Raw genomic sequence first — 19137 nt, 5'->3', positions numbered from 1 at the left:
CCTGAGGTCGATCAACCAATCGACCAATGTCGATCAACCAATCGACCAATGTCGATCAACCAATCGGCCAATAAAGGATCTTCGCTAATGCCTTCAGGGGGTTAGTAATTCCGCCTCGGTCTGCCGGGCGAGGTTCACCGAACATTTGCTGGGTAGGAAACAATTCCGTTTGCCGCGCCCTGTTTTGATCAGGGTCCGCTCCCTACAATCCGTCCACATCTTGAGCTCAGTCCAAGCGTCAAGGAGGACGAATGGCGGAGCCCTCTACCCCTGCTACGTTCGCAGCCGCAGTTCTGACCGACGACAACAGATTGATCGTCGTCGTCATCGCCGTCGTCGCGCTCGCGGCGCTCGCCGTGGCCGGAGTCCTGGTGCGCCAGGTACTCGCGGCCGGTGAGGGCACGGACTCGATGAAGGAGATCGCAGGCGCGGTCCAGGAAGGCGCGAAAGCCTATCTGGGTCGGCAGCTGCGAACACTCGCCGTATTCGCCGTCGTGGTGTTCTTCCTGCTCATGCTGCTTCCGGCGGACGATTGGAATCAGCGCGCGGGCCGGTCGATCTTCTTCTTGATCGGCGCGGTGTTCTCGGCCGTCACCGGCTATATCGGAATGTGGCTCGCGGTGCGCAGCAATGTGCGCGTCGCCGCCGCCGCACGAGAAGCGACCCCGGCGGAAGGCGAGCCGGAAAAGGATCTCACCGCGGTATCGCACAAAGCAATGAAGATCGCTTTCCGTACGGGTGGCGTCGTCGGCATGTTCACGGTGGGGCTCGGCCTGCTCGGCGCCTCCTGTGTCGTGCTCGTCTACGCGGCCGACGCGCCCAAGGTCCTGGAGGGCTTCGGGCTCGGCGCCGCGCTGATCGCGATGTTCATGCGTGTCGGGGGCGGCATCTTCACCAAGGCCGCCGACGTCGGCGCCGACCTGGTCGGCAAGGTCGAGAAGGGCATTCCGGAGGACGATCCGCGCAATGCCGCGACCATCGCCGACAACGTGGGCGACAACGTCGGAGACTGCGCGGGAATGGCCGCCGACCTCTTCGAGTCGTACGCCGTCACGCTGGTCGCCGCGCTGATCCTCGGCAAGGCGGCCTTCGGCGACGCGGGCCTGGCGTTCCCGCTGATCGTGCCCGCGATCGGTGTCGTCACGGCGATGATCGGCATCTTCGCCGTCGCGCCGCGCCGCTCCGACCGCTCGGGGATGAGCGCCATCAACCGCGGCTTCTTCATCTCCGCGGTGATCTCGGTCGTGCTCGTGGCCATCGCCGTCTACACCTATCTGCCGGGGTCGTACGCCGACCTGGACGGCGTCACGGACGCGGCGATCAGCGGCAAGGCGGGCGACCCACGGGTCCTCGCGGTCGTCGCCGTGGCGATCGGCATCGTGCTCGCGGCCCTCATCCAGCAGCTCACCGGGTACTTCACCGAGACGAGCAGGCGGCCGGTCAAGGACATCGGCAAATCGTCGCTGACCGGGGCCGCGACCGTCGTGCTCGCCGGCATCTCCATCGGCCTCGAATCGGCCGTCTACACCGCGCTGCTGATCGGGCTCGGCGTCTACGGGGCGTTCCTGCTCGGTGGTGCGTCGATCATGCTCGCCCTGTTCGCGGTCGCCCTGGCCGGTACGGGGCTGCTCACCACGGTCGGCGTCATCGTCGCCATGGACACCTTCGGCCCGGTCTCCGACAACGCGCAGGGCATCGCCGAGATGTCCGGCGACGTCGAGGGCGCGGGCGCGCAGGTGCTCACCGACCTGGACGCCGTCGGCAACACGACGAAGGCCATCACCAAGGGCATCGCCATCGCGACCGCCGTGCTCGCGGCAGCCGCGCTGTTCGGCTCGTACCGGGACGCGATCCTCACCGCGGCCAGAGACGTCGGGGAGAAGGTCGGCGACGGCGGGCCGATGAACCTCGTGATGGACATCTCGCAGCCCAACAACCTGGTGGGGCTCATCGCCGGAGCCGCGGTGGTGTTCCTCTTCTCCGGGCTCGCCATCAACGCGGTCTCGCGGTCGGCGGGTTCCGTGGTCTACGAGGTGCGCAGGCAGTTCCGTGAGCACCCCGGGATCATGGACTACACGGAGAAGCCGGAGTACGGGCGTGTGGTCGACATCTGCACGAAGGACGCGCTGCGGGAGCTCGCCACGCCCGGGCTGCTCGCCGTTCTTGCGCCGATCGCGGTCGGCTTCACGCTCGGCGTCGGCGCGCTCGGCGCGTATCTCGCTGGGGCGATCGGGACGGGCACGCTGATGGCCGTCTTCCTCGCCAATTCCGGCGGCGCGTGGGACAACGCCAAGAAGCTCGTCGAGGACGGGCACCACGGCGGCAAGGGCAGCGAGGCGCACGAGGCGACGATCATCGGCGACACGGTCGGCGACCCGTTCAAGGACACCGCGGGCCCCGCCATCAACCCGCTTCTGAAGGTGATGAACCTCGTGGCGCTGCTCATCGCGCCCGCGGTGGTCAAGTTCAGCTACGGGGAGGATGCGAGCGTGGGCGTGCGGATCGCGGCCGCGGTCGTCTCGCTCGCCGTGATCATCGGTGCCGTGTACATGTCCAAGCGGCGCGGCATCGCGGTCGGCGGGGACGACGACGGGGACCCGGGAGGCACCGGACGGGTGCCGGAGCAGGCGGATCCTGCCGTGGTCTCCACGACACGTACGTAAGGAAGTGCGTAAGAAACGTGCGTACGTGACCTGAGTGCGCGTCAGTACGACAACAGGTGGGCGGACAGCGTCTTTTGACGGGCTGTCCGCCCATCGTTGTGTTCTGGCGTAGTTTCCTTACGTCTGCGGGGCGGGCCCTTCCGGTTTCAGTGAGCCTTATCTCTCTTGGTGCAAATGGCTGCTAAAGGTCAATAAAGTGGTCGTATAGGACACCCGGCGTGCGATTGTCGTGTGCGTGGCGTGTAAGTTCCGGGGCCGAGAGCCATGGAAGGGACCAATCCGGTGAACAAGAAGCTTGCTGCCGCACTGTCCGGCGGTGCGGTACTGGTACTGGCGTTGTCGGGCTGCAGCGACGACAGCAACGAGAAGCTGGACTCCTGGGCCAAGCAGGTCTGCGACAAGGTCCAGCCGCAGGCCAAGAAGATCGAGGCCGCGAACACCGCGATCCAGAAGGAGACCTCGGACAACAGCGAACCCGAGCAGGTCCAGAGGACCGACTCGAAGGCGTTCCAGGACATGTCCGACGCGTACAAGGCGATCGGTGACGCGGTCGACAAGGCCGGGGCCCCGCCGGTCGACGGCGGTGACAAGAAGCAGCAGAACGCCGTCAAGGAACTGGACAAGATCTCGACGTCGTACGCCGACCTGAAGAAGAAGGTCGACAAGCTCGACACCGGTGACCAGGCGAAGTTCGCCGAGGGACTCAAGGACATCGCCGGCCAGCTGGACACGCTGAGCCAGGACGGCAGCGACGCGCTCAAGAACCTCGAGGAGGGGGACGTGGGCAAGGCGATGGCGAAGCAGGAGAGCTGCAAGAGCGCTTCCGCTACGCCTTCGGGGTCCTAGGTCCCACGTTTTCTTCTGCGCCCCCGGGGTTGCGCCATTGCCGCGCTGCGCCGGGGGTGCGTCGTGTTTTCTGCGGCCTGCACCGGGGGCTGTGCCCACCCGTTCCGCCGTGCGGAACGCCTGCCCACAGCCGGTGCGGGTCACAATGGTGGGGTGAGTTCTTCCGCTGCTGTATCGCTGCCCTCTGTTGATCGAAATGACGTCGTCAGGTCTCTGCGTGACGCGTTGGTTTCTGCCGAGTTCACTGCCGATGGGCTGCTCGAGCTGCTCGGGGCGTCCGCCTACGCGGCGCTCGCGCGCAGCGAGACCGTGCCCGCTCTGCGGGCCACCCGGGGCGAGCGGCCCCTGGAGACGCTCGTCCGGCTCTTCCTGTTGCAGCAGCCCGCGCCGCGCGAGCGCGTGGCCGAGGTGCTGCCGCTCGACGCGTGCCTGGAGAGCGGGTGGCTGCGGGCCGTCGGGGGCGACGAGGTCGCGGCGAGCGTCGACGTGCGCCCGTACGGCGGCCCGGAGGGCGAGGACTGGTTCATCGTGTCCGACCTCGGGTGCGCGGTCGGGGGCGCCGGAGGCATCGGCAGCAGCGAGGAGGGCGTCGTGCTCGGGGTCGGCGGGGCGTCCACGACGCTCGCCGGGATCACCGTGCGTACGCCCGTCGGCTCGGCCCTCGACCTCGGCACCGGATCCGGGATCCAGGCGCTGCACGCGGCGCGCCACGCCACGCGGGTCACCGCGACCGACCTCAACCCGCGTGCGCTGCACATGACCGCGCTGACCCTCGCGCTGTCGGGCGTGCAGGCCGCCGAGCTGCGGGAGGGGTCGCTGTACGAGCCCGTGGGCGACGCCACGTACGACCTGGTCGTCTCCAACCCGCCGTTCGTGATCTCCCCGGGAGCCCGCCTCACCTACCGGGACGGCGGCATGAGCGGGGACGATCTGTGCCGCTCGGTCGTTCAGGGGGCAGGGGAGCACCTGAACGACGGGGGGTACGCGCAGTTCCTGGCCAACTGGCAGCACGTGGAGGGGGAGGAGTGGGCCGAGCGGCTGCGCTCCTGGGTGCCGCGCGGTTGTGACGCCTGGATCGTGCAGCGCGAGGTGCAGGACGTCGCGCAGTACGCCGAGTTGTGGCTGCGCGACGCCGGTGACCACCGCGGCGACCCGGCCGAGTACGCGGCGCGGTACGACGCGTGGCTCGACGAGTTCGAGGCGCGCAAGGTGCGGGCCGTCGGCTTCGGCTGGATCACGCTCAGGAAGACCGCCGCCGAAGAGCCCTCCATCGTCATCGAGGAGTGGCCGCACCCCGTCGAGCAGCCGCTCGGCGACGCCGTGCGCGCGCACTTCGAGCGGGTCGACTGGCTGCGGGCGCACGACGACGCGGCGCTGCTCGGCGCGCACTTCAAGCTGGCCGGCGAGGTCGTGCAGGAGCAGGTCGGGCTTCCGGGCGCCGAGGACCCGGAGCACGTCGTGCTGCGGCAGGGGCGCGGGATGCGCCGCGCGACGAAGGTGGACACGGTCGGCGCCGGGTTCGCGGGCGTCTGCGACGGCTCGCTGAGCGCCGGGACGATCCTGGACGCCATCGCCCAACTCATGGGCGAGGACCCGGTGTCGCTGCGCGACCGCACGCCCGCGCAGATCCGGACGCTGGTCGAGCAGGGGTTCCTGGAGCCGTTCACGCCCGTCGAATGAGACCGGTCGGCCGCTCTTCGCCTTGTGGCGCCCGGGAGTTCATCCGGGGTTCGGCTACCCGTGTCAGCGTCGCCCGCCTGGGTACCGGAAATCGGTCCGTAGCTGGGGGAGGCAAGGCGATGGAGAGTGTTCCCGCGGTGTTCGCAGGCGCGGTGTTCGGATTGTTCGGGGCAGGCCTGTTGGCGTGGACCGGGGCGCGCGCGGCGCACCGTGAGCCGGTGGCGTACGGGGTGCGCCCCGTGACGTCGGTGGTGCTCGCGAGTGCGGCCGGGGCGGGAGCCCTGGCGCTCGCCGTGTGGTGCTTCGGCCAGGTCTAGGCCGGCCTGCGGCGGTCCGTCCGGGCGCCGTTCAGGAGCGGCTCGGACGCTGCCCCGAAGCTGCCCCGGCGCCGCTCAGAACACGTTGCGCAGCACCGCCCAGATCAACGCCCCGACCAGGATCACGGTCGCGCCGCGCCCCCCGATCGACGGCGACCAGCGGCGGCCGCGCAGCCCCTCGTACGCCCAACGCCCCAGCAGGGCAAGGGCGAAGGGGGCGGCGAGCAGCAGCGCGCCGTTGTCGTGCCAGGCCATGGCGTACTGACCGTGCATCAGGTCGTAGACCATCCGCGTTCCGCCGCACGCCGGGCAGAGCAGGCCCGTGGTGATGCGGAAGGGGCAGCCCGGCAGGAAGTGGCCCGGCTCGTGCGGGTCCGTGCCGTACAGGTACAGCGCGGCTCCCGCCCCCGCCGCGAGCACCCCGAGCGGGGCCGCCGCAGGGGCGTCGAGCGCGCTCCTGAGGCGGGCCGTGGGGGATGCGGTGCGGGGCACGGGTCAGGAGTCCCGCAGCAGACGGCCCTGGGAGTCGGTGGCGTTGCCGCCGGCGAGCATCATGATGCCGTCGATCAGGCCCCAGATGCTGCCGAAACCGCAGGTCACCACGGACACGATGAGCATCGCGACGGCCATCCCGGTGTGCCCGGTGTAGAAGCGGCCCGCGCCGAACGCGCCGAGGAAGATGCCGAGGAGACCCGCGGCGAGCTTCGTCTTGTCCGAGTACGGGCGGCCGTACGGGTCGTAGCCGTAGGGCGCGGCAGGGTCGTAGGGCATGCCCATGCCGGGGCCCATGTTCGGGGCGCCCATGCCGGGGCCCGGCGGGGGCGGGTACGCGCCGCCGCCGGCCGGGGCGGAGCCGGGGTAGGGGTAGCCGTAGCTGGGCTGACCGGCCTGACCGGGCTGGCCCTGCGGCGTGCCGTAGCCGGGCTGGCCCTGCGGCGGGGCGGGCTGACCGGGCTGACCAGGAGGCGGCGTGCCGTAGCCGGGCTGCGAGCCCTGCTGCGGGTAGCCGTACGGGCCGCCCTGCTGGCCCGGCTGGTCCGCCGGGGGCTGGTTGTACGGGTTCCCGCCCGACTGGTCCTTGGGAGGCTGGCCGTACGGATTGTTCTCGGACATGTCGGGAAGCTCCTGGATAGTGATGCCTTGGGGACGAGCCGGAGGCTCCCCGCGGGCTCCCCCAGCCATGCGCCATCTTGTCAGGAAGGGATAAACGGGGGAGTCCGAGGGCACGAGACCGCTACTCGATGGGGACGTTCACCACTGCTCAATGGGGACGTTCGCCACAGGAACCCGGCGCACGGGACGCCCCTGCCGACACCCGGAGGCCAGGCGTCCGCTCAGCGGTCCGGGGGCAGGATCACGAGGAGTCGGGTTACCGTTCCGAGTGGCTGCTGCGTGCTTTTCCCGTTTGACACACCGGCGGGAGGTACCGTCACACTCCGCAGCAGTGCCGCAGAAACGGCACGATCCCGCGGGAGAAAGCCATCGAAGAGGCCCCGAACCGCCGACCGGAGAGAAGAGCGAAGTTGTCCCCGACCAGCGAGACCGCACAGGGCGGCCGCCGACTCGTCATCGTCGAGTCGCCCGCCAAGGCGAAGACGATCAAGGGCTATCTCGGCCCCGGATACGTCGTCGAAGCGAGCGTCGGGCACATCCGCGACCTCCCCAACGGCGCGGCCGAAGTCCCGGACAAGTACACGGGCGAGGTGCGCCGCCTCGGCGTGGACGTCGAGCACGACTTCCAGCCCGTCTATGTCGTGAACAGCGACAAGAAGGCGCAGGTCAAGAAGCTCAAGGACCTGATGAAGGACTCCGACGAGCTCTTCCTCGCAACCGATGAGGACCGCGAGGGCGAAGCCATCGCGTGGCACCTCCAGGAAGTCCTCAAGCCGAAGATCCCGGTCCACCGGATGGTCTTCCACGAGATCACCAAGGACGCGATCCGGGCCGCCGTCGCGAACCCGCGTGAGCTGAACAAGAAGCTGGTCGACGCCCAGGAGACCCGCCGTATCCTCGACCGCCTCTACGGCTACGAGGTCTCGCCGGTCCTGTGGAAGAAGGTCATGCCGCGCCTGTCGGCGGGCCGCGTCCAGTCCGTCGCCACCCGCCTCGTCGTCGAGCGCGAGCGCGACCGCATCGCCTTCCGCTCGGCCGAGTACTGGGACCTGACGGGCACGTTCGCGACGGGCCGCGCCGGTGACTCCTCCGACCCGTCGTCGCTGGTCGCCCGCCTCAGCGCGGTCGACGGAAAGCGCATCGCACAGGGCCGCGACTTCGACTCGCTGGGCCAGGTGAAGGCCAGCTCGGCGAACACGCTGCACCTCGACGAGACGAACGCCCGTGCGCTCGCCGCCGCCCTGGAGAACACGCAGTTCTCCGTACGCTCCGTCGAGTCCAAGCCGTACCGCCGCTCGCCGTACGCCCCGTTCCGTACGACGACGCTGCAGCAGGAGGCCTCGCGCAAGCTGGGCTTCGGCGCGAAGGCGACCATGCAGGTCGCCCAGAAGCTGTACGAGAACGGCTTCATCACCTACATGCGTACGGACTCCACGACGCTGTCGGACACGGCCGTCGCGGCCGCCCGTTCGCAGGTCACGCAGCTCTACGGCAGCGACTACCTGCCGGACAAGCCGCGTACGTACGCCGGCAAGGTCAAGAACGCGCAGGAGGCGCACGAGGCGATCCGCCCCTCCGGCGACCGCTTCCGCACGCCCGCCGAGACCGGCCTGACCGGCGACCAGTTCAAGCTGTACGAGCTGATCTGGAAGCGCACCGTCGCCTCCCAGATGAAGGACGCGGTCGGCAACAGCGTCACGGTGAAGATCGGTGGCACGTCCGCCGACGGCCGCGACGCCGAGTTCAGCGCCTCCGGCAAGACGATCACCTTCCACGGCTTCCTGAAGGCCTACGTGGAGGGCGCCGACGACCCGAACGCGGAGCTCGACGACCGTGAGCGCCGGCTTCCGCAGGTCGCCGAGGGCGACGGCCTGTCCGCCGAGGAGATCACGGTCGACGGCCACGCAACCAAGCCGCCCGCGCGCTACACCGAGGCCTCGCTCGTCAAGGAGCTCGAAGAGCGCGAGATCGGCCGCCCGTCTACGTATGCGTCCATCATCGGGACCATCCTGGATCGCGGTTACGTCTTCAAGAAGGGGACGGCGCTCGTGCCCTCCTTCTTGTCGTTCGCCGTCGTCAACCTGCTGGAGAAGCACTTCGGCCGGCTGGTCGACTACAGCTTCACCGCCTCCATGGAGGACGACCTCGACCGCATCGCGCGTGGCGAGGCGCAGGCCGTGCCGTGGCTGCGGCGCTTCTACTTCGGTGAGGGTTCGGACGGCCAGGGCGGCGCCGCGGACGCCGGGAACGGCGACGGGGACCACCTCGGCGGTCTCAAGGAGCTCGTGACCGACCTGGGCGCGATCGACGCCCGCGAGGTCTCGTCGTTCCCCGTGGGCAACGACATCATGCTGCGCGTCGGCCGCTACGGCCCGTACATCGAGCGCGGCGAGCGCGACTCCGAGAACCACCAGCGCGCCGACGTACCCGAGGACCTCGCGCCCGACGAGCTGTCGGTGGAGTACGCCGAGGAGCTGCTCGCCAAGCCGAGCGGCGACTTCGAGCTGGGCGCGGACCCGGAGACCGGGCGTCAGATCATCGCCAAGGACGGCCGCTACGGCCCGTACGTCACCGAGGTGCTCCCCGAGGGCACCCCGAAGACCGGGAAGAACGCGGTGAAGCCGCGGACCGCCTCGCTCTTCAAGTCCATGGCGCTCGACACGGTGACGCTGGCCGACGCCCTGAAGCTGATGTCGCTGCCGCGCGTCGTCGGCCAGGACGCCGAGGGCGTCGACATCACCGCGCAGAACGGCCGGTACGGCCCGTACCTGAAGAAGGGCACGGACTCGCGCTCCCTGGAGACCGAGGAGCAGCTCTTCAGCATCACGCTGGAAGAGGCCCTGGAGATCTACTCCAAGCCGAAGCAGCGCGGTCGCGCGGCCGCCAAGCCGCCGCTCAAGGAGCTCGGCACCGACCCGGTCAGCGAGAAGCCCGTCGTGGTGAAGGACGGCCGCTTCGGCCCGTACGTCACCGATGGCGAGACCAACGCGACGCTGCGCTCGGCGGACTCCGTGGAGGAGATCACGGCGGAGCGCGGGTTCGAACTGCTCGCCGAGAAGCGGGCGAAGGGTCCGGCCAAGAAGAAGACGGCCGCCAAGAAGGCGCCCACCAAGAAGACCGCCGCGAAGAAGACGACGGCGAAGAAGACGGCCGCCAAGAAGACGACCACGGCGAAGAAGACCGCGGCCAAGAAGACGACGACCGCGAAGAAGACCGCCGCCAAGAAGACGGCTCCGGCCGAGTAGTCGGCCGCTCAGCGGAATGAACGCCTCCCCGTGAACCATGCGGGGAGGCGTTCACAGCGGGAACACACCTTCGGTGTGTCGGCGGGTCCCTATAGGCTGGACGAATGACCCGTGCCGAGCAGCCAACGGACCCCAACACGGCCCCAGACGACGCCCTGGTCGCGGACTCCCGAGAGCGTGCGGTGCGCGCCTTGTTGCGCGTACCTCAGTTGAAGCGACTGTGGTCGGCGCAACTCGTCGGCGGAGTCGGCGACGTGATCGGGTTGCTCGTCCTCGTGGTGCTGGCGGTGCAGACGGCCATCCCCGAGGAGTCCTTCGGTGGTGGATACCGGGGCGTGGCCTTCGCCGTCGCCGCCGTGTTCGGGGCGCGGATCCTGTCGACGCTGTTGTTCGGTGCCGTCCTGCTCGGACCGCTGACCTCGCTGACGACGCCCGGCGGGCCGCTCGACCGGCGCTGGACCATGGTCGGCGCCGACGGAGTGCGCGCCGCGCTGCTCATCGTCGCTCCCCTGTGGATCGACTGGGTGCCGGACAACGCGCTGGCGATCCTCCTCGTGACGGCGTTCGTCGCCGGGGTCGCCGAGCGGTTCTGGACCGTCGCCAAGACGAGCGCGGCGCCCGCGCTGCTGCCCCCGCCGCCGCTGGAGGGCGCGGCCGTACGGCCGTTGCCCGACCACACGGACGCGCTGCGGCGGCTCTCGCTGCGCACCGGATTCATCGCCGTGCCGCTCGGCGCGGCCGGCCTCGTCCTCGTGACCCTGGTGCAGAACCTGATCGGCGCGGGCGTGGACTGGTTCGCCGTGCACCAGGTGGCGCTGTCGTCCTACGTAGGGGCGGGTCTGTTCGCCGCCTCCCTGTCGGTCGTGTTCTTCCTGGAGCTGCCCGCCACGCAGACCCCGCGCGCGCGGTCGCCGCTGGAGGGGCTGCGCAGGCCCAGCACCGGTACGGGCGTGGACAAGGGCCGCACCGGCGCGATCCGGCTGCTCGTGCTCGCCTGCTCCTGCGTCGCCGGGGCGATCTCGGCGGCCGTCGCCGTCTCCGTGCTGCACGCCAAGGACCTGGGCGGTGGCCCGGTCACATTCGGCCTGTTCGTGCTCGGCCTGACCGGCGGCACCGTCATCGGTATCCGCACGGCGCCCAAGGTGCTGCCGACGCTCTCGCGGCGCCGCCTCTTCGCGCTCGCCATCGCGTTCACGGGTATCGCGCTGCTCGCCGCGGGCCTGGTGCCCGACGTGACGAGCGTGATCCTCCTCGTGACGATCGCCGGAGTCACCGCGGGCATCGCGGCGAACACCGGACACGCGCTGCTCGACCAGGAGACCGAGGAGTTCCGGCGGGCGCGCACCACCGAGCACCTCCAGGCCGTCGTACGCGTGTCCGTCGCGCTCGGCGCGCTGCTCGCGCCCGTCCTTGCCGCGCTGATCGGTCCGCACCACCTGGAGAGCGGAAAGTTCGTCTTCGCGCACGGGGGCGCCGCGTTCACGCTGATGCTCGTGGGCGCGCTGCTGCTGCCCGTCGCCGCGCTGGTGCTCGCCAAGGCCGACGACCGCAGCGGGGTGCCGCTGCGGCACGACCTGCGGGACGCGCTGCTCGGCGGGAACGACCCGGTGCAGGCCCCGGCCTCGACCGGCTTCTTCATCGCCCTGGAGGGCGGGGACGGCGCCGGGAAGTCGACGCAGGCCGAGGCGCTCGCGGAGTGGATCCGCGACAAGGGCCACGAGGTCGTCCTCACGCGCGAGCCGGGCGCCACGCCGGTCGGCAAGCGGCTCCGGTCCATCCTGCTCGACGTCTCGTCGGCCGGTCTCTCGCACCGCGCGGAGGCGCTGCTGTACGCCGCCGACCGCGCGGAGCACGTCGACACGGTCGTCCGGCCCGCGCTGGAGCGCGGCGCCGTCGTCATCTCCGACCGGTACATCGACTCGTCCGTCGCCTACCAGGGCGCAGGGCGCGACCTGTCGCCGACCGAGGTCGCCCGCATCAACCGCTGGGCCACCAGCGGTCTCGTACCGAACCTGACCGTGCTGCTCGACGTCGATCCGGAGGCCGCGCGCGAGCGGTTCACCGAGGCGCCGGACCGACTCGAGTCGGAGCCGCTGGAGTTCCACACGCGCGTGCGCTCCGGTTTCCTGACGCTGGCGGCGGGCGACCCCGGCCGCTACCTGGTGGTCGACGCCGGCCAGGAGCCGGAGTCCGTCACGACCGTCATCCGGCACCGGCTCGACGTACTCCTCCCGCTCTCCGAGGCCGAGATCAAGGCGCAGGAGGAGGCCCGCAAGGCCGCCGAGGAAGAGGCGCGCCGCAAGGCCGAGGAAGAGGCCGCCCGCAAGGCGGAGGAGGAGCGCCTGGAGCGCGAGCGCCAGGAGCAGCTCGCCAAGCTGCGCGCCGAGGAGGAGGAGCGCAAGCGCCGCGAGCTGGAGGAGGCGCAGCGCCTGGAGGCCGAGCGGCAGGCCGAGGAGGCCCGGCAGCGCGCCGAGGAGGAGCGCCGCAAGGCCGAGGAGGAGCGGGCCCGCCTGAAGGCCGAGGCAGAGGCACGCGCCGCCGAGCAGGAGCGGCTTCGTAAGCAGGCCGAGGACGAGGCGCGGCTCCGGGCCGAGGCCGAGGAGCGGCGCCTGGAGAAGCAGCGCAAGGCCGAAGAGGCGCTGCTGCGCGCGGAGGAGGCGCGGCGGCTCGCCGCTCGGGCCGCGGAGGAGGCGCAGCGGAGCGCGAGCGCGCCCACCACGAACCTGCGCAAGGTGGAGCTGCCGAGCGAGGCGCCGCGCGACCGGGCTCCGGAAGCCGACGTCCCGGACAACGAGACGACCGTGCCGACGCCGATCGTCGACTTCACCAAGGCCCCCGAGCCCTCGGAGGCCGAGGAGACCACGGTGCTGCCGCGGGCGAACGACCCGCGGGACGCCGAGGAGACGACGCAGCTGCCGCAGCCGCCCGTGCCCGGCGCGGCGGACGAGACGGCGGTCCTTCCCCAGGTGTCCGAGCCCGCGGACCGGGTGCCGAGCGGTTACTTCCGCGACGAGCGGCCGGCTCGTTCCGGCCCGGACGGGCCCAACGAGCGGACGGCGGAGCTGCCGCAGGTCGACGAGAACGGCAAGCCGCGGCGGCCTCGGCCCGACTGGGCGGAGGAGACGCCGCTGGACGACCTGCCGTCGTTGGCGGACGAGTTGCTCGGTGGCCGTGAGGACGAGGACGACCGGGGGCGGCGCCGGTAGGGCAGCGCGGTTGGCCACGGTTCGGGCGATGTCAGTGGTGACCGGCACAATGGGTCTCACTGGGGCTCGGCAGTAGCAAGGGACGGTGGCCGCATGGCCGTATGGGACGACCTGGTCGGTCAGGAGCGGGTGATCGCGGAGCTGTCCGCGGCCGCGCGGGACGCGGACGCCCTGGTGACGGCGGCCACCGCGCACACCCCGCCGCCGGCTTCGTCGAAGATGACGCACGCGTGGCTGTTCACCGGTCCGCCGGGGGCCGGCCGGGAGACCGCGGCCCGCGCGTTCGCCGCCGCCCTCCAGTGCGTCAGCCCGGACCGCGCGCTCGGCGGCGCCCCCGGCTGCGGGTTCTGCGACGGCTGCCACACGGCGCTGCTCGGCACGCACGCGGACGTGTCGACGGTGGCCGCGGTCGGCACCCAGATCCGCGTCGACGACATGCGTGACACGGTCCGCAAGTCGTACACCTCACCGGCCGTCGGTCGCTGGCAGGTGATCCTCGTGGAGGACGCCGAGCGGCTCAACGAGAAGTCGGCGAACGCGGTCCTGAAGGCGGTGGAGGAGCCGGCTCCGCGCACGGTGTGGCTGCTGTGCGCGCCTTCGGTGGAGGACGTATTGCCGACGATCCGCTCCCGCTGCCGCCTGCTCACCCTGAGCACGCCCGCAGTCTCCGCGGTCGCCGACATGCTCGTGCGACGTGACGGCATCGAGCCGGACGTCGCGGCGGCCGTCTCCCGTGCCACGCAGGGCCACATCGAGCGGGCCCGCCGTCTGGCCACGGACCCGCGCGCGCGGGAGCGCAGGGCCGCCGTCCTGAAGGTGCCGCTGCGCGTCGAGGAGATCGGCGGCTGCCTCAAGGCGGCGCAGGAACTGGTGGACGCGGCCGCCGAGGACTCCAAGCAGCTCGCCGAAGAGGTCGACACCAAGGAGACCGAGGAGCTGAAGGCGGCGATGGGCGCGCAGAGCGGCGGCCGGATGCCGCGCGGCACGGCCGGTGTCATGAAGGACCTCGAGGACATGCAGAAGCGGCGCCGCACGCGCTCGCAGCGCGACAGCCTCGACCTGGCGCTCACCGAGCTGACGGTGGTCTACCGGGACGTGCTCGCGATGCAGCTCGGCTCGCGCGTGGACCTGGCCAACGTCGAGATCCAGGACACGTTGGAGCGGGTCGCCCGCAGTACGTCGCCGGAGTCGACGCTCCGTCGGATCGAGGCGATCGGGGCGTGCAGGGTGGCGTTGGACGGGAATGTGGCGCCGCTGCTGGCGGTGGAGGCGATGACGGTGGCGCTGCGGGCGGGGTAGTCGTGGGGTGCCCGGCGGAGCTTGATTGCGCAAGGTGACCAGCCGCGCGCGGAGCGTTACGCTCGGCCGATGTACTCCTGGCGCCTCCCCCTCATCTCACGCCGCCGACCCGCCGTACTCGCCGCCGCTGCCGGGGTGGCCCTCGCCGCCATCTCCGCCTGCGCCTCGGGCAGTTCGGGTGCTCCGGGTTCCTCGCTCGCCGCGTTGCCCCGGGCCACGCCGGCCGATCTGGCCCCGTATTACGACCAGGCCCCGAAGTGGCACGAGTGCGGCGTGCCCGGATTCGAATGCGCCACCCTCAAGGCGCCGCTCGACTACGACAAGCCGTCCGCCGGTGACATCGACCTCGCCGTCTCCCGGAAGAAGGCCACGGGTCCCGGCAAGCGCCTCGGTTCGCTCCTGGTCAACCCGGGTGGGCCCGGCGGCTCGGCGATCGGCTACCTCCAGTCGTACGCGGGCATCGGCTACCCGGAGAAGGTCCGCGCCCGCTACGACATGGTCGCCGTCGACCCGCGCGGCGTCGCCCGCAGCGAGCCCGTCAAGTGCCTGGACGGCAAGCGGATGGACGCGTACACGCAGACCGACGTCACCCCGGACGACACGGCAGAGCAGGCCCGCCTGACCGCCGCCTACAAGAGCTTCGGCGCCGGCTGCGAGGCGTCGAACCGCACGTCGGGCCGGGTCCTGCCGCACGTCTCCACGGTCGAGGCGGCCCGCGACATGGACCTCGTACGCGCGGCGCTCGACGACGGGAAACTCAACTACGTAGGCGCCTCGTACGGGACGTTCCTGGGGGCGACGTACGCGGGTCTGTACCCGGAGCGGGTCGGCCGGGTCGTCCTCGACGGCGCGATGGACCCCTCCCTGCCCGCGCGTGAGATGAACGAACAGCAGACCGCCGGCTTCGAGACGGCGTTCAAGTCCTTCGCGAAGGACTGCGCGAAGCGGTCCGACTGCCCCCTCGGCACCGGCACCCCCGACCGGTCGGGCAAGCGCCTCAAGGACTTCTTCACCACCCTCGACCGCTCGCCGATCGGCACCGGGGACCAGAGCGGCCGCAAGCTCGGCGAGGCCCTCGCCACGACCGGCGTGATCGCCGCGATGTACGACGAGGGGGCCTGGCCGCAGCTGCGCGAGGCTCTCACCGCGGCCATGAAGCACAAGGACGGCGCGGGCCTGCTCGCCCTCTCCGACAGCTACTACGAGCGCGACCCCGACGGCACGTACTCGAACATGATGTTCGCCAACGCCGCGGTGAACTGCCTGGACCAGCCCCCGTCCTTCACCTCGCCCGCGGAGGTCGAGAAGGCGCTCCCCGACTTCGAGAAGGCCTCCCCGGTCTTCGGCAAGGGCCTCGCCTGGTCCTCCCTGAACTGCGGCTACTGGCCGGTGAAGGCGACGGGCGAAGCCCACCGCATCACCGCCGAAGGCGCCGCCCCCATCGTCGTGGCCGGCACCACCCGCGACCCGGCCACCCCCTACCGCTGGGCGAAGTCCCTCGCCGCCCAGCTCTCCTCCGGCCACCTCCTCACGTACGACGGCGACGGCCACACGGCGTACGGCCGCGGCAGCGACTGCGTGGACGGAGCGATCGACGACTACCTGCTGACCGGCACCCCGCCGACCGACGGAAAGCGCTGCTCGTAGTGCGTGTCCCCTGGCCACAAAGGCTGTGCGGAGCACCCCTGTGGAGCGTGTAGGATTGGCGACGTTGCTGACGCACTCCGGTGCGCGCGGCGGCGCCGCCTTAGCTCAGATGGCCAGAGCAACGCACTCGTAATGCGTAGGTCTCGGGTTCGAATCCCGAAGGCGGCTCAGACTGAAACCCCGGGTCGGATTCCATTCCGACCCGGGGTTTTGTCGTTCCTGGTCAGAACCTGCGCAGCGGGGACGAGTTTCCAACCGGTACGGGGAGCGTTTGGGTGAGCAGCGAATCGGCTGTGGATGAGGGCCGGGGCGGCGTCGGTGCGGCGGAGTGTGACGGGGGGTTCTTCCGGGCCGGGAGGTTCGTCGTTGTGGCGGCTCCCTTTGCGCTCGTGGTGCTGACCGCCGCGTGGCTGTTCCTGGGGGCGACGGGGGTGCGCGACGTTGTCGTGCGGTGTGCGCTGGGGGTGCTCGCCGTGTGCGTGGTGATCCTGGGTGCGGCGGTGGTCCGCGACGGAGGGCGGTCCCGCCGGGAGACCTACCGGCGGGCCGTGCGGGCCGCCTCGGGGGCGGTGGGGCGCGGCGAAGGCGCTATGCCGGCGGCGCTCGGTGGGGCGGGCCGACTGTCGGTGCGTGCGGTGAGTGTGCTGGTCGCCGTTCCGGCGCTGTTGGCCCTGTGGGTGTCGGTGGGCGCCGCCGACGCGCGCGGTTCGGGCACGAGTGCCGTGCTGGCCGAGGAGGGCGCGGTCATCGAGCGGCTTCCGATCGCCAGGATCGAGAACGAGGTCGCGGAGGGCTCCAGCCCGCGCGCCGGTGCCACGGCCGACTTCACCGTGTCGCTGCCCTCGGCGAGCGGCGGGGACGGGGTGCCGGCGTCGTTCGAGGCGACCACCAACCGGCGCCAGGAGGTCGGCGCCGAGTTGTACGTGGCGTACGTTCCCGAGCGGCCCGGGTTGGGTGCCGTCGGTGACGATCAGCGGGCTGATGTGGAGCGGCAGCTCGATGGCCGGGCCGTGGAAGTCGGCACCGGGTGGGTGATCGCCGGGTTCTGGGTGCTGGTCACGCTCGGCCTGGTCGCCGGCTGGCTGACCGGCAGCACCCGCCGTCGCGCCCGCACCGTCGGCCCCGAGTGGCAGGCCCTGCGGGTCACCGTCACCGGAGCGGGCGAGCACGTCGACGCCCCTCCGGCCGGCGGAGCGTCGGCGGCCGACGAGCGCAAGCGGCGGGAGAACACCCGGCGGTTGAAGGGCCTGGTGCTCCAGGGCCGGGACAGGGAGGACACGGAGGTCCCGTTCCACTCCCAGATGTCCAGCGAGGTTGCCGGACATGTCCTCCGCGGCAGTCACGCCTGGCTGCTGTGGGATCCGCGACGGCGCCGTGGCCGCGACATCCTGGCCGACCTGGTCGGCGACGACGGTTGGCAGCTGCCCGGGGCGGTCCCGGTCCCGGTGGCCGAGCGCACCGTCAAGGCGGGCCACACACACCCTGCCCAGCCCGACCCGCAGCGCCGTGTCCGGCTCCTCGACCTCGGCGCGGGCTGGCTCACGACGGCCTCCCTGTCGGTCCTGCTGACCTGGGCGGTCTCCCTCGGCTGCCTGGCCGCCCTGCTCCTGATCCCGGACGCAGGCGGCTGGCGCCCGTGGACCGCCGCGGTGGGACTGCTGGTCCCCGTCCTCGGCTTCCTCGTACAGGGGACGCCCCGCGAAGACGACGACGGCACGAGCTGATTCGTCGGTGAGCGCTCGTGCGCACCGGTCACTTGGCGTCCGCGTAGCACTCCACGACCGCCACCGTGAACGGGAAGCGCACCGGCGTTTCGCCGAAGGCGATCCGGCCGGCCAGGTCGGCTGCTTCGCGGATCGCCTCGCTGACCCGGTCCGTCTCCTCGGCCGGACAGTGCACGATCACCTCGTCGTGTTGGAAGAAGACCAACTCGGCTGCCATGTCCGTGAGTTCGCGGCGCAGCGCGGCGAGGACGAGCAGGGTCCAGTCGGCGGCGCTGCCCTGCACCACGAAGTTGCGGGTGAAACGGCCGCGGGCACGGGAGTTCGACGAGGCGTAGCCGTACGTCAACCCGCCCGCGTCCGACGGCTGTTCGGGCTCGTCTTGGGGGATGCCGGCCTCGTCGGGATCGGCGGAGCCCACGGCGGGCGGGCAGGTGCGGCCCAGCCATGTGCGCACGAGACGGCCTTCCTCGCCCGCGCGCGCCGCCTCGTCGACGTATGCGACGGCCTGCGGAAAGCGGCGTCGCAGCAGCGCCAGGTTCTTCAGGCCGTCGCCCGAGGTCTGCCCGTATATGGCGCCGAGCACGGCCAGCTTGGCCTGGCCCCGGTCACCGGCGAACGCCCGGTCGGAGACCGCTTGGTAGAGGTCGGCGGCCTGGCCCGAGACCTCCATGAACGCCGGGTCGCGGGAGATCGCGGCCAGGACGCGTGGTTCCATCTGGTCGGCGTCGGCCACGACGAGCCGCCAGCCGGGGTCGGCGATCACCGCGCGGCGGATGACCTTGGGGATCTGCAGGGCCCCTCCGCCGTTCGTCGTCCAGCGGCCGGAGACGGTGCCGCCGGGCAGGTACTCGGGTCTGAAGCGGCCCTCCCTGACCCAGTCCTGGAGCCAGGACCAGCCGTGGGCTGTGTAGATCCGGTACAGCTTCTTGTACTCGATCAGGGGCGGTACGGCCGGGTGGTCGATGCCCTCGATCTCCCAGCGGCGGGTCGAGGTGAGCTTGATGCCGGCGTGGGCGAAGGCCTTGATCACGTCGGCGGGGAGGTCGGGGCGCACCGGTCTGCCGAACGCCGCCGACACCTCGTCCGCCAGCTCGGCCAGGCGGCGTGGCTCGCCGCCGCCTCCGTAGCGTTCGCCGAGCAGTTCCTGCAGTACGGACCTGTGCACGTCCGCGCGCCACGGCAGGCCTGCCGCGTGCATTTCCGCCGCCACCAGCATGCCTGCCGACTCGGACGCGGTGAGCAGCCGCATCCGGCCCGGCTGGGCGGTCGCCTCGTGGCGGCGCTGCTGCTCCGCGTATACGTCGACGAGATCGGTCAGCGGGACGTCGACGGGTGGGCGGGGCTCGAAGAGGGAGGACTGGGAGCCGGGGGCGGCGACGCGGGGCGGGGGGTCGGGT

At 71.2% G+C, this 19137-nt stretch carries 12 protein-coding genes and 1 tRNA gene; 10 read left to right on the top strand and 3 right to left on the bottom strand.

The genetic code is table 11. The features are described from left to right. The first annotated feature begins 251 nt into the window (after positions 1 to 251). The 4 genes from ACYSUO_RS38510 (at position 252) to ACYSUO_RS38495 (ending at position 5506) form a co-directional block, all read left to right on the top strand. Entirely contained in the window at positions 252 to 2663 is a 2412-nt protein-coding gene (locus ACYSUO_RS38510) for a sodium-translocating pyrophosphatase (RefSeq protein WP_461780864.1), read from the top strand. A 264-nt stretch (positions 2664 to 2927) separates the two neighbouring features. Beyond that, positions 2928 to 3509, top strand: coding sequence for a small secreted protein (locus ACYSUO_RS38505; protein WP_461780863.1), 582 nt, complete (start codon positions 2928 to 2930; stop codon positions 3507 to 3509). 153 nt (positions 3510 to 3662) lie between these two features. Beyond that, positions 3663 to 5189, top strand: coding sequence for a DUF7059 domain-containing protein (locus tag ACYSUO_RS38500; protein WP_461780862.1), 1527 nt, complete (start codon positions 3663 to 3665; stop codon positions 5187 to 5189). 119 nt (positions 5190 to 5308) lie between these two features. Beyond that, a complete protein-coding gene (locus ACYSUO_RS38495) occupies positions 5309 to 5506 on the top strand; it encodes a hypothetical protein (protein WP_461780861.1) in 198 nt (65 codons plus the stop codon). 75 nt (positions 5507 to 5581) lie between these two features. Here the strand turns inward: ACYSUO_RS38495 and ACYSUO_RS38490 are convergent, their stop codons facing one another. Beyond that, positions 5582 to 5998 (bottom strand): DUF2752 domain-containing protein, encoded by a 417-nt coding sequence (locus ACYSUO_RS38490; protein ID WP_461780860.1) that lies wholly within the window; start codon positions 5996 to 5998, stop codon positions 5582 to 5584. A 3-nt stretch (positions 5999 to 6001) separates the two neighbouring features. Continuing rightward, positions 6002 to 6619: a TM2 domain-containing protein gene (locus tag ACYSUO_RS38485; RefSeq protein ID WP_461780859.1), complete on the bottom strand. Its 618-nt coding sequence runs from the start codon at positions 6617 to 6619 to the stop codon at positions 6002 to 6004. Between the two features lie 410 nt (positions 6620 to 7029). Between ACYSUO_RS38485 and topA the strand changes: the two genes are divergently transcribed. The 6 genes from topA to ACYSUO_RS38455 all read left to right on the top strand — a co-directional run bounded on the left by topA (position 7030) and on the right by ACYSUO_RS38455 (position 17740). Next, on the top strand, positions 7030 to 9864 hold the full coding sequence (gene topA, locus ACYSUO_RS38480) for a type I DNA topoisomerase (RefSeq protein ID WP_461780858.1): 2835 nt from the start codon (positions 7030 to 7032) through the stop codon (positions 9862 to 9864). Between the two features lie 104 nt (positions 9865 to 9968). Then, on the top strand, positions 9969 to 13070 hold the full coding sequence (gene tmk, locus ACYSUO_RS38475) for a dTMP kinase (protein WP_461780857.1): 3102 nt from the start codon (positions 9969 to 9971) through the stop codon (positions 13068 to 13070). 93 nt (positions 13071 to 13163) lie between these two features. Next, positions 13164 to 14369, top strand: a complete 1206-nt coding sequence (locus ACYSUO_RS38470; protein WP_461780856.1) for a DNA polymerase III subunit delta' — start codon at positions 13164 to 13166, stop codon at positions 14367 to 14369. Between the two features lie 69 nt (positions 14370 to 14438). Then, positions 14439 to 16016, top strand: coding sequence for an alpha/beta hydrolase (locus ACYSUO_RS38465; protein WP_461780855.1), 1578 nt, complete (start codon positions 14439 to 14441; stop codon positions 16014 to 16016). 94 nt (positions 16017 to 16110) lie between these two features. Next, positions 16111 to 16184: transfer RNA gene (locus tag ACYSUO_RS38460), tRNA-Thr, on the top strand. Positions 16185 to 16384: 200 nt separating this feature from the next. Beyond that, on the top strand, positions 16385 to 17740 hold the full coding sequence (locus ACYSUO_RS38455) for a hypothetical protein (protein ID WP_461780854.1): 1356 nt from the start codon (positions 16385 to 16387) through the stop codon (positions 17738 to 17740). 28 nt (positions 17741 to 17768) lie between these two features. On the opposite strand, the gene ACYSUO_RS38450 is transcribed toward ACYSUO_RS38455, so the two are convergent. Then, on the bottom strand, positions 17769 to 19137 hold a 1369-nt coding region (locus ACYSUO_RS38450; protein WP_461780853.1), incomplete at its 5' end, for a bifunctional 3'-5' exonuclease/DNA polymerase.

Source organism: Streptomyces sp. UC4497 (genome assembly GCF_054871485.1).
This window is presented reverse-complemented; position numbering and strand designations above follow the sequence as displayed.